Below are 11,724 nucleotides of genomic sequence, written 5' to 3' on the forward strand. Positions count from 1 at the left end.
TATAATTAATAGAGGATGTTCAAAAGGTCCGGGAAAAATAGTGTTGATTTAACTTGCACAGGACATGGCGGTAGTTAGTTCAAATCCGTCAGTTCGTACTCCTCCTTTTTGAATCCTTATTAATAAGAGATTGCGAGATTTCATTTATTATTGACTTGCTCTCTGACCACTAGCCTGAGGAGGAAACTAAATGGATGTCATCAAAATTGCACCACGAGGATATTGCTATGGTGTTGTTGATGCAATGGTCATTGCAAAAAATGCAGCTTTAGACAAAAACTTGCCAAGACCGATCTATATTTTAGGAATGATCGTTCATAATAAACACGTTACAGATGCATTTATTGAGGAAGGTATCATTACCCTTGATGGTGCAAATCGATTAGAAATACTAGATCAAGTTACTGAGGGTACTGTCATTTTCACTGCTCACGGAGTATCTCCTGAGGTAAAAAAATTAGCAAAAGAAAAAGGGTTAGTAACACTTGACGCGACATGTCCAGATGTAACAAAGACACACGATTTAATTAAAGAAAAGCAAGCTGAAGGCTTTCAAATCATCTATATCGGTAAAAAAGGACACCCAGAGCCTGAGGGTGCTGTTGGAGTTGCACCTGATATTGTTCATCTAGTAGAAACAGTAGAGGATGTTGAAAAGCTTACGATCAATAGTGATAAACTTGTTGTTACTAACCAGACTACAATGAGTCAGTGGGACGTTGCACATGTAATGGAAAAAGTAAAGGAAAAATATCCACATACTCAAGTACATCAAGAAATATGTCTTGCTACTCAGGTTCGTCAAGAAGCAGTAGCAGAGCAGGCAAAAGAAGCGGATGTCACAATCGTTGTAGGTGATCCAAAAAGTAATAACTCGAACCGTCTTGCACAGGTCTCTGAAGAAATTGCGGGTACAAAGGCCTATCGAATAGCTGATTTAAGCGAATTGAAGCTAGAATGGCTAAAGGGAGCTAAAACAGTTGCCGTTACAGCCGGTGCATCTACTCCAACCCCGATCACAAAAGAGGTCATAACATTTTTAGAAAAATATGATCCAAATGTTGAATTTGTTGAGAAACTTACACGTAATGTACCAATAAACAAAATTTTACCTAAAGTCAAATCTTAATAAGAAAAGCGCAGGGCGCCCGCCTTTCGGCGACAAGCATAAGACGAGCCGTCTGGAAGGTTGTTCTTTGACCTTCCAGACGGATTGGCTTATTACCTCGAGCCGATGGCGCCCGGGGCTAGACACTAAAAACTAGGTACAAACTTTTATACTTTCTTACCTTTCAACAAAAGCGCAGGGCGTCCGGAACTAGACACCGAAACCAAATATGAATACTTATTTTTCTTTTTTAAAAGGAACATTTCCCTAGTGGTAAATGTTCCTTTTAAATTCTTACATAAACGTAAATGGATTTGTATCTTCTTCCGACGGAAATATCACGACTTCAAATTTATTTTCATTGCATAAAGTCGTTAATTCTTTTGTGACACCTTTTTTCATAATCCTCTCGATATAATGTCCGGCATCAATAACATTTAACCCCATCGCAATTGCATCATGTGCTACGTGATAGTAAAGATCACCTGTAACATAAACATCTGCCCCTTTTAATTTAGCTTGTGAGACATATTTATTACCGTCTCCACCAAGCACCGCTACTTTAGTCACTTTATCTTGTAAATCACCCACAACTCGAATACCATCAACATCTAATGCTTTTTTTACGAATAAAGCAAACTGCTCTAGTGTTTGTTCTTGTTCAAGTGTGCCTACTCTACCTAGGCCCAGCACTTCTCCTTTATTTTCTAAAGGATATATATCATATGCCACCTCTTCATACGGGTGGGCATTCAACATCGCCGTTACAACCTTTTGTTGGATTTTACTAGGAAGGATTGTTTCGATTTTAATCTCGTCAACATTTTCCCGTTTACCCACTTTTCCAATAACTGGATTGGCATTATCTCTAGGTAAAAAGGTGCCCGTACCTTCCGTGTTATAAGTACAATGGCTATAATTACCGATGTGTCCAGCACCGGCCTCTCCTAAAGCATTCCTTACGTTATCTGCATCTTCTTTAGGTACGTAAACTACTAACTTTTTAAGTTTTTCCTCAAAGGTTGAACTAAGTACTTCGACATTTTGAAGATTAAGAGCATCAGCGAGCAAATCGTTCACACCACCCTTAGCAACGTCCAAATTCGTATGAGCGGCATAGATAGTAATATCATGCTTAATACACTTTTCAATAATTCTACCTGTTGGTTGGTCGGTAATAACCGACTTAAGTGGACGGAAAATTGGAGGATGATGTGCAATTATCAAGTCCACATTTTTGCTAATGGCCTCTTCAACAACATTTTCAAGCACATCTAGAGTTACCATTATAGTTCTAATCGGTTTATTTAGTGTGCCAACCTGCAGGCCGATTTTATCACCTTCAACTGCATACTCCTTTGGAGAATACTGTTCAAACAACTGGATAACTTCATAGCCGTTTGGCGTTTTTGTCATAAAAGCACCCCCTTAACAATTTCTATGTTTCGTAATAGTTCTTCTTTACGTAATTTATTTTCTACTGATACATCGGCTTTTTCAAGCTTTGCTAAAATCTTATACCAATGTTCTTTTTCGTTAGTCCACTTTTTAACAAATACTTCATTTCTCTCTTTCATTAAAAATGGACCTACTAGTAACCCTGCTTCTAAATCATGATCATGATATGGTTTCTTTGGATTTCCCTTTTCTGCAACTAGCACTTCATAAATCTTTCCGTCTTCTTCTAAGATCGTCTCATTTATTAACTCCCAATCATAATCAATAAGCCACTCTCTAACCCTATGTGCACCGATGTTAGGCTGCAGGATTAGTCTTTTGACACCTACTAGCTTATCGATCCCTTCATCAAGGATTGTTCTTATCAATGAACCACCCATTCCAGCAATTGTAATACAAGTAACTTCATTTGGACTAATAACCTCAAGTCCATTTCCCTTGCGAACATCAATTTTAGTTCGTAATTCTGATTTAGCAACTTGTTCCATCGCAGACTGCAGGGGACCATCAGTAATTTCACCTGCAATACCTTTTGTTATCAATCCATTAAAAAAAGAATAGCACGGTAAGTAGGCATGATCTGAACCGATGTCAGCTAAGATTGCACCTTTTGGTATATAGCTCGCTACCGTTTCAAGCCTTCTTGATAATTTCAATTCATTCATTTTTTCACCACATCTCAAACTTTATGTACTTTTTATCATTACAAATTTCACAACGTTTTGCAACTTTCTAATGATAGAAAAAGGCCCTTTACCAATGCAAAGGACCTTCATTCTATACTATTGTAACTCCATTAACCATGTTGCCATTTCTTCAAGCTTTTCATTTGGAACCATTCCACCTTGCATGATTCCTTTACCATTTTTTATGATATCTTGAATCTCTTCGCTTGAATATTTATCTCCTACACCAATTAGCTTAGGACCAACTCCGCCACCAAAATCTGCACCATGACATGAAATACAGGTTTGTTGGTATATTTCTTCAGGCGTAGCAGAAGCCGTATCTTCCTGTGGTGCCTCTCCACCGTCTTCGGCAACTTCATCCATGTTTCCTAAACCAACAAACGAAAGAAGAAACATAAGTCCAAGTCCAAAAGCCCCAATTAATGCAAACGGAATTAATGGATTACGATTCATTTTGATAAACCTCCCTTATGTAAATAATTGTCACTTTTTAATTTAAATTTTAATTCAAACTATAATTATTTTACTTCAAAACAATGAGAAGTGAAAGACCTAAATGTACAAGTTATAGTAAATTAAATATTCAGATAGGTATACGCTATTAAAAGTTCACAATTTTGTCATAAAAAACTATGGTTTATTAAGAAGTAATAGTAAAAAACTCCATCATATTTGATGAAGCTTTTAATTCATTAATGATAGTATGACCAATTATCTAAACCTTAAACTAACATCCAATTGAACGAGCGATTACCATTCTTTGAACTTCAGATGTTCCTTCGCCAATCTCTAATAATTTAGCATCCCGCATAAATCTTTCAACATGATACTCTCTCATATAACCATATCCACCGTGAATTTGGACTGCTTGGCTTGTTACCTCCATACAAATCTCAGAAGCATATAATTTACACATTGCCGCTTCTTTAGCGAATGGGCGTCCCTGATCTTTTAACCAGGCAGCCTTGTATACCATTGTGCGTGCCAACTCTATTTTCATTGCCATATCAGCTAACTTAAATTGTATTGCCTGAAAACTTGAAATCGATCTACCAAATTGTTTTCTCTCGTTAGCATATTCTAATGCCTTATCATAGGCTGCCTGGGCTATACCTACACCCATTGCACCAATACCAATTCTACCACCATCAAGTGTCTTTAGAAATTGTTTAAACCCTTCTCCACGTTCACCTAATAAATTCTCTTGTGGCACTCTTACATCCTCTAAAACTAGTTCTGTTGTGTTAGATGAATGTAGACCCATCTTTTCATAATTATCGATTACAGAAAATCCAACGGTGTCAGTAGGGACGATAATTGCACTAATTTCTTTATTGGCCCCATCTCGATTTGTGATGGCAGTAAGAGCAAGGTGTTTTGCAAAACTTGCGTTTGTAATAAAGCACTTGTTACCATTTATAACAAAGTCATCACCGTCTGTTACAGCCTCTGTTTGGGTTCCTCCAGCATCGGAACCTGCATTTGGTTCGGTAAGACCAAACGCACCAAAGGACTCCCCTGTGCAAATTGGAGTTAAGTATTTTTGTTTTTGTTCCTCTGAACCAAACATATTAAGTGGTGCCCCACCCAATGAGATATGTGCAGAATATGTAATCCCTGTTGATCCGCAAGCACGGCTTAATTCCTCTACAACAATTGCAAAACTAATCGTATCAGCGCCTGCACCACCGTATTCTTCAGGGAATGGTAAACCCATCATTCCTAAATCCGCAAGTTTAGTAAAAATTTCTTTCGGAAACGCCTTTTCCTTGTCACGCAGCCCCGCTTCAGGAGCTACCTCTGTATCAGCAAAATCACGAATTGTGCGTAGAATAAGCTTTTGTTCTGTAGTTAAATCAAAGTTCATCTTAATCCCCCTCGTAAATTGAATACGTTTACATTTACTATTATAAAGGTAATTGATTAATTTTCCCAACATTTTAAATATGCAATCTTATATGAAAAGTGATACAATTAGAGAAAGCATTCCTAGAATACCAGCAATTAGAAAGTATATTTTACCCATTTTTATTCCGGCTGCCACCCAAATTAAACAATTAAAGAACACTGTTCCTAATAAGAAATTTTGATTATTAGGAAAAAAATACTCACTGGATTCAAGGCTAATTAGTAAAAAGATAAGAGCTGCGACAATTAATGCTACATGTTTCAAAAAATTATTTTTTAGGAAAAAAGCACTGAAAATACAGATAATTATAAAAATAATGAAAATAGGCATTTGCAAAACGAAATTTATTTCAGTAAAATAAATAACAAGAAGAGTAATTGGAACAAATACTAATAAGAGTAATGTTATAAAAAATTGTTTGTATCCTTTTGAAGAGCTTTCAGTTTCTTGGCCTTCTCCCTCTGTGTACAGAGTTAACAAAAAATCACAATAATGTTCTGGTAACAGTTTACTTTTTTTCCAAATCTTAATTTCGTTAATAATTGTTTCTTTTCGTTTATGATCCATTGCTTAATCTCCTTTTTAACAAAGAAAAAAGTTTACTTCAATTGTATGAAGTAAACTATTGAATGTAAATTAATTTTTTACTCTAAGAAATCTTTAAGTCTTTTACTTCGACTAGGATGGCGTAGTTTACGAAGCGCTTTTGCTTCTATCTGTCTGATACGTTCTCTTGTTACACCAAAGACTTTACCCACTTCTTCAAGAGTACGGGTACGTCCATCATCCAAACCGAAACGGAGGCGAAGGACATTTTCTTCACGATCTGTTAAAGTATCAAGTACGTCTTCTAGTTGCTCTTTTAGCAATTCATATGCAGCATGCTCAGAAGGTGACGTTGCATCCTGATCTTCAATAAAATCACCAAGATGTGAATCATCTTCTTCACCAATTGGTGTTTCAAGTGATACAGGTTCTTGAGCAATCTTAAGAATTTCCCTTACCTTTTCAGGAGTTAAGTCCATATCTTCAGCAATTTCTTCTGGAGATGGTTCACGTCCAAGGTCTTGAAGTAATTGTCTTTGCACACGTATTAACTTATTAATCGTTTCAACCATATGAACTGGAATACGTATCGTCCTAGCCTGGTCAGCGATTGCACGAGTAATTGCTTGGCGAATCCACCAAGTTGCATACGTACTAAATTTATATCCTTTACGGTAATCAAATTTCTCTACGGCTTTAATTAGACCCATATTACCTTCTTGGATTAGGTCAAGGAATAGCATTCCCCTTCCAACATAACGTTTTGCAATACTAACAACCAGACGTAAATTAGCTTCAGCTAGACGACGCTTAGCTTCTTCATTCCCTTGTTCGATGCGTTTTGCAAGCTCAATTTCTTCTTCACCTGACAGCAAATCAACTCGACCAATTTCTTTTAAATACATACGAACCGGGTCATTAATCTTTACCCCTGGTGGAACACTTAAATCATTTAAATCAAACTCTTCTTCTTTTGCAAGATCTTGACTTTTCGGATCACCATCTTCATCACCTTCACCAAGAAGTTCCACACCCTGCTCACCAAGGAACTCATAATATTCATCAAGTTGATCTGATTCAACTTCAAAGCCTGACATCTTTTCTGCAATTTCTTCATATGTCAATACACCACGTTTTTTTCCCAGCTCTGTTAACTGTTCTTTGACTTGATCAATTGTTAATTCTGTATCCATTTCTTTCGAACGCGCTGATTTTTCAGCCATAAGTTCCCCTCCTTCCAAACTAACTAATATGCCATAGAGGTTATTGTAATTTTTAACTATTTAAGTGCTTTTCTCATTTGTAGAATTTCATTTGCGATTGTTGCAGCTTTTATGAAATCCTTTTGACGTTCAGCTTCTATTTTTGCAGTTTCTTTTTCTTTTATCATTGACATCTTTTGTTGTTTCAACACCTGTTTTATATAATCTGTCAATTCAAGCCCAGAGACGTCATCATTAATTGATAGCATTGCAAGGTCTGTAACTATAGATTTGAGCGTCTCATCATTTATTCTTTGTAAAAATGAACTAACATCTGGTTCGTGTCCCTCTTCATAATAAGCATAAATATACATTACAATCGCACGATGTTCTTCGATATTAAAATCACCCTGAAGAGCGTCTTGCACCTTAAATGTGATATCTTTGTCTTTAAGCATGTGAGCAATTAGTAATCTTTCTGCATTATGAAAAGCAGGTAATAGCTTTTTAGACAATAATGGTTTTCTTGGTATATTATTTCTGTTCTTGTCTTCATTATCCTTTTTATTTTGCAAAGATTTATTAAACTGTTGGTGCTGTTCTTTTAAGGCATCAAGTGAAATAGAAAACTCGCTAGACAGCTGTCTGAGGTAATGGTCCTTTTCGACCGCATTCTCTAATTTACTTATTTCTCTAACTACATCTTCAATATACTTTATTTTATCTCCTTCATTTTGAAGGCTTTTACCTTTTCTTAAATACCACATTTTAAATGCCATTAGAGTATGACTAGCCCCTATTACATCACTCTTAAAATGTTCGGCACCGTACTTTTTGACGTAATCATCAGGATCAAGACCATCTGGCATAGTAGCAATTTTCACGTAGCATCCAGCATTAACTAAAATACTTGATGCTCTAATTGCTGCATCAATCCCGGCAGCATCTGAATCATAACAAATCGTTACGGATTCTGTATTCCTTCTAATCATTTTCGCTTGGTCTTCAGTTAGTGACGTTCCCATCGTTGCTATTGAATAAGCTAATCCCGATCTGTCCGACGCAATTACATCCATAAACCCCTCATAAAGAATTACTTGTTCGTTTTTTCTTATTGAAGCCCTTGCATTATGAATGTTATATAATGTCTTACTTTTGTTAAAAATGATCGTTTCAGGGCTATTTAAATATTTAGGTTCACGAGAATTTGTTTCCAATATCCTGCCTGAAAATGCAATCGTCTTACCTTGCTGGTCCCATATCGGAAACATAATTCTGTTTCGAAATCGATCGAAAAATTTTCCATCCGATTCTTTTTTGACAACCAGACCTGCTTTTTCCATTTGCTCGAGCTTAAATCCTCGTTGTAATAGGTACTTTGATACAAAGTCCCAAGAATCAAGTGAATAACCAATTTCAAACTTTTCTAGTTCGCCCTTCGAAAATCCACGATTTAGTAAATAATCAAGTGCATGCTGCCCTTCTTTTGTATTCATAAGTAAATGATGGTAGAATTTCTTTAATAATTCATGAGCTTCAATCATTTTGGTAGACTCATGTATTTTTTGTGGATCGCTTGAAACATTAATGGTAGGTAGATCTATATTTACACGATCAGCTAAATTCTTTGCAGCTTCAGTAAAGGATAGACCTTCAAGGTCCATTAAGAAGGATAAAGAGTTACCTCCTGCCCCGCATCCAAAACAATGGTAAATTTGTTTGTCTGATGAGACTGAAAAAGAAGGAGTACTTTCACCATGGAATGGGCAAAGCCCGAAATAATTCCTTCCTTGTTTCTTCAATTGAACATATTCACTAACTACATCAACGATGTCTACTGAATGACGTATTTTTTCGATTGTTTCTTCGGGAATTCGATTTCCCATATCAACATCTCCGTGATAAATAAAAGTATTCTATTTAAATTAGTGATTTCCTGCAAGTTTCGACAATTTTTTTTCAAATGATATGATAAAATCATTTTTATCTTCTTCAGTAAACGCTCTTGGTCCTTTTGAATAATTACCGCTACGACGTTCTTTTGCTGAAAGATAACGAAGATGTAGAACCATATCCATTTCTTTTTCTAAGTATTGCTTACCTCTAGGTGATAATACCACTATATTACGATTAACTAACACACTCGCTAATCCAATATCTTGAGTGACAGCTATGTCATTTGGTTTTGCATGGTTCATAATATATAGGTCAACAGCCTCTTTTGTTGCATCTACATAAACCCACTTACCACCAATATCGTATGAGAGTGTGTGAGCGTAAGAAGCGACAAATATTACTTCCACTTTATATGTATTTGCAAGATTTATTATTTCTGCTTTTACTGGACATGCGTCAGCATCGACAAAAATTTTGTGCTTTTTTTCGTCATATTTCTCTATTCTACATCACTCCAACGATTCCTTCTTTTCACGGAAAAAGATTTACCTAAATAATTTTAACCCCTTTACCTATTGTTTGATCAATTGAACATCTCCCATTTGGTCAAACGATAGAACGGACGCTGGTGGAAGCATATTGATGTTAAGAAAAGCGCAGGGCGCCCGCCTATCGGCGACAAGCATAAGACAAGCCGGCTGGAAGGTTGTTCTTTACCTTCCGGACGGATTGGCTTATGACCTCGAGTCGATGGCGCCCGGAGCTAGACACTAAAACTTGGTACAAATTTTTATACTTTCTTATCTTTTAAAATAAGTCGCATCAAAAGCAACAATGGAGAAAAAAGCTTTTTTTCTGATAACGTAAACTTCCCACAGCGTGGCCTCTGTCATCTCCCACTGTGGGTTAGTTGACCTTATCCTTCTTTTACGGGCAGTTTTCACCCACTTAAATTCCCTCGAATACCCTAAGTGGAGTTTTATTGCCTGTTAATGCAGGATAAAGTAAACTTTTTGTTGTGTCATATTTTTTTATAAACTAAACTTGACAACTTACAATATATAGTTTATTCGATACATGCTAAGTCTAAACCTAAAATATACAATTAATCACAATTTTTTATTATAATATATAATTCTCTATTCCGCTATTGTTTTTTAACTATATTTTTAATTTTTTTCTCCTTATAAGGAGATATCCCCTTTTTACTATAATCTTAAACTTTAGATCAATCCCACAAACTTTTATACTTTCTTAACTTTAAAAAAACACACATCTTTTGATATGTGTCTTTCATCTAATTCATTAAAAATTACTTTTTTTACTGATTCTATGCAGGATAATATTTGCCGTTTCCTCAACTGCCTTATTTGTTACGTCAATAACTTCACAACCAATTTTTTCAACAATTTTATCAAAGTGATCCAATTCTTCCTTGATTCGGTTAATGTTTGCGTAAATAGCATGGTCGTCAAGACCTAAGGATTTTAATCGCTCACGTCGAATGTTGTTTAATTTTTCTGGACTAATTTTTAAACCGACACATTTAGAAGCAGCTACTTTAAATAACTCTTCAGGAGGCTCTACTTCAGGTACAAGCGGGACATTTGCTACTTTTAACCGTTTATGAGCAAGATATTGTGATAAGGGTGTTTTTGACGTTCTAGAAACTCCTACCAATATAATATCAGCGCGTAATATTCCCCGTGGATCTCTTCCATCATCATATTTTACTGCAAATTCAATCGCTTCAATCTTCTTAAAATAATCTTCATCAAGTTTTCTAACGAGTCCAGGCTCATGACGAGGGGTTAGATCATATAAATCTTGCATTTTATCAATAAGTGGGCCAATTATGTCGAACACAATTACATTCTCATTTTTAGCTTCATTGATTAGATAACTCCTAAGCTCTGGAATAACTAGTGTAAAAGCGATGATTGCATTATTCATTTTCGCTAAAGATACAACCTCTGATAATGTTCCCTTGTCCTCAACGTACGGAACTCGTTTCACTTCTGTAGCAGAGTTAATAAATTGGCTGATTGCTGCTTTTACTACTAGTTCGGCTGTTTCACCTACTGAATCAGATACGACATAAATCATTCTGCTGTTCATCTCATTCCCCCATTTCACATAAAAGTTAAAGTAGCTCTTCACCCGCTAAAGCTACAAATGCTTTTGTAATATTCGTTTTAGTTATCCTTCCAACGACTTCAAAGCCCTTATCTGTTTCTTTTATAACTGGAAGTGCATCTATTTGTTTATCGATCAGTTTTCCTGCAACATCTAATATTAAATCATTCTGTTCACACATTGTAACATTTGGCATTCTTGTCATGATAATATTTACTGGAATAGATGTTAACTCTTGTTTACCTATGCTTGCCCGTAACAAGTCTTTTCGTGATAATACACCAACTAGTAATGATTTTTCATCAACTACAAATAATGTGCCCACATCTTCTAAAAACATAGTAACTATAGCGTCATAAACTGATACGCTTTCATTTACTACAACAGGAATTGATTTATAATCTTTTACTAAAAGCTTTTTAATTTTATCCGTCAATAATTGAGCGCCTGTTTTCCCAGTATAAAAATAACCCACTCTCGGTCTAGCGTCCAGATATCCGGACATAGTCAAAATCGCTAAGTCTGGCCTTAGCGTTGCTCTCGTTAAATTCAGTCTATCTGCGATATGTTCTCCGGTTATTGGCCCATCATCCTTAACAATCTGTAATATTCGTTCCTGCCTCTTATTCAGTTCTATTGTAATCACCACCGTCTCTACTTATAAGTAATCCATAGAAATTATTTGTCAAAAGGTTATACTATATATAAATATTATATACTAATTAACCATTCTGGAATATAGCGAATTAGAAAAGAGCAGGGCAACCAAGGACTAAACAC

11 protein-coding genes are annotated in these 11,724 nt (G+C 35.8%); 1 reads left to right on the forward strand and 10 read right to left on the reverse strand.

Annotated features, from left to right (window positions below; all coding sequences use genetic code 11):
- Positions 1–190 precede the first annotated feature (190 nt).
- On the forward strand, positions 191–1,129 hold the full coding sequence (locus PY093_RS10770; RefSeq protein WP_275645899.1) for a 4-hydroxy-3-methylbut-2-enyl diphosphate reductase: 939 nt from the start codon (positions 191–193) through the stop codon (positions 1,127–1,129).
- A 273-nt stretch (positions 1,130–1,402) separates the two neighbouring features.
- Here PY093_RS10770 and PY093_RS10775 read toward each other — a convergent pair whose 3' ends face one another.
- The 10 genes from PY093_RS10775 to ccpN form a co-directional block, all read right to left on the reverse strand.
- The gene (locus tag PY093_RS10775) at positions 1,403–2,524 is read right to left on the reverse strand and encodes a Nif3-like dinuclear metal center hexameric protein (RefSeq protein WP_275645900.1); all 1,122 of its coding nucleotides are present in this window, start codon (positions 2,522–2,524) and stop codon (positions 1,403–1,405) included.
- A complete protein-coding gene (locus PY093_RS10780; RefSeq protein WP_275645901.1) occupies positions 2,521–3,231 on the reverse strand; it encodes a tRNA (adenine(22)-N(1))-methyltransferase in 711 nt (236 codons plus the stop codon). Before PY093_RS10780 ends, PY093_RS10775 begins: the two co-directional genes overlap by 4 nt.
- A 117-nt stretch (positions 3,232–3,348) precedes the next feature.
- The gene (cccA, locus tag PY093_RS10785; protein WP_275645902.1) at positions 3,349–3,708 is read right to left on the reverse strand and encodes a cytochrome c550; all 360 of its coding nucleotides are present in this window, start codon (positions 3,706–3,708) and stop codon (positions 3,349–3,351) included.
- Positions 3,709–3,982: 274 nt separating this feature from the next.
- Positions 3,983–5,122: an acyl-CoA dehydrogenase gene (locus PY093_RS10790; RefSeq protein ID WP_275645903.1), complete on the reverse strand. Its 1,140-nt coding sequence runs from the start codon at positions 5,120–5,122 to the stop codon at positions 3,983–3,985.
- Between the two features lie 87 nt (positions 5,123–5,209).
- Positions 5,210–5,731, reverse strand: a complete 522-nt coding sequence (locus PY093_RS10795; protein ID WP_275645904.1) for a hypothetical protein — start codon at positions 5,729–5,731, stop codon at positions 5,210–5,212.
- A 77-nt stretch (positions 5,732–5,808) separates the two neighbouring features.
- Entirely contained in the window at positions 5,809–6,933 is a 1,125-nt protein-coding gene (gene rpoD, locus PY093_RS10800; RefSeq protein WP_275645905.1) for an RNA polymerase sigma factor RpoD, read from the reverse strand.
- 56 nt (positions 6,934–6,989) lie between these two features.
- Complete coding sequence (dnaG, locus tag PY093_RS10805; RefSeq protein WP_275645906.1) at positions 6,990–8,798, reverse strand: DNA primase; 1,809 nt, start codon at positions 8,796–8,798, stop codon at positions 6,990–6,992.
- 39 nt (positions 8,799–8,837) lie between these two features.
- The gene (locus tag PY093_RS10810; RefSeq protein WP_275645937.1) at positions 8,838–9,311 is read right to left on the reverse strand and encodes a YaiI/YqxD family protein; all 474 of its coding nucleotides are present in this window, start codon (positions 9,309–9,311) and stop codon (positions 8,838–8,840) included.
- 802 nt (positions 9,312–10,113) lie between these two features.
- Positions 10,114–10,926: a pyruvate, water dikinase regulatory protein gene (locus tag PY093_RS10815; protein WP_275645907.1), complete on the reverse strand. Its 813-nt coding sequence runs from the start codon at positions 10,924–10,926 to the stop codon at positions 10,114–10,116.
- A 25-nt stretch (positions 10,927–10,951) separates the two neighbouring features.
- Positions 10,952–11,593 (reverse strand): transcriptional regulator CcpN, encoded by a 642-nt coding sequence (gene ccpN / locus PY093_RS10820; RefSeq protein ID WP_275645908.1) that lies wholly within the window; start codon positions 11,591–11,593, stop codon positions 10,952–10,954.
- Between the last annotated feature and the right edge of the window lie 131 nt (positions 11,594–11,724).

The sequence above is a fragment of the Cytobacillus sp. S13-E01 genome (assembly GCF_029193815.1).
GTDB lineage: Bacteria > Bacillota > Bacilli > Bacillales > Bacillaceae_L > Bacillus_BV.

Bases quoted from the DNA above. Each gene is read 5' to 3' on its own strand.
- PY093_RS10770 (WP_275645899.1), top strand. From the start codon at position 191: ATGGATGTCATCAAAATTGCACCACGAGGATATTGCTATGGTGTTGTT.
- PY093_RS10775 (WP_275645900.1), bottom strand. From the start codon at position 2,524: ATGACAAAAACGCCAAACGGCTATGAAGTTATCCAGTTGTTTGAACAG.
- PY093_RS10780 (WP_275645901.1), bottom strand. From the start codon at position 3,231: ATGAATGAATTGAAATTATCAAGAAGGCTTGAAACGGTAGCGAGCTAT.
- cccA (WP_275645902.1), bottom strand. From the start codon at position 3,708: ATGAATCGTAATCCATTAATTCCGTTTGCATTAATTGGGGCTTTTGGA.
- PY093_RS10790 (WP_275645903.1), bottom strand. From the start codon at position 5,122: ATGAACTTTGATTTAACTACAGAACAAAAGCTTATTCTACGCACAATT.
- PY093_RS10795 (WP_275645904.1), bottom strand. From the start codon at position 5,731: ATGGATCATAAACGAAAAGAAACAATTATTAACGAAATTAAGATTTGG.
- rpoD (WP_275645905.1), bottom strand. From the start codon at position 6,933: ATGGCTGAAAAATCAGCGCGTTCGAAAGAAATGGATACAGAATTAACA.
- dnaG (WP_275645906.1), bottom strand. From the start codon at position 8,798: ATGGGAAATCGAATTCCCGAAGAAACAATCGAAAAAATACGTCATTCA.
- PY093_RS10815 (WP_275645907.1), bottom strand. From the start codon at position 10,926: ATGAACAGCAGAATGATTTATGTCGTATCTGATTCAGTAGGTGAAACA.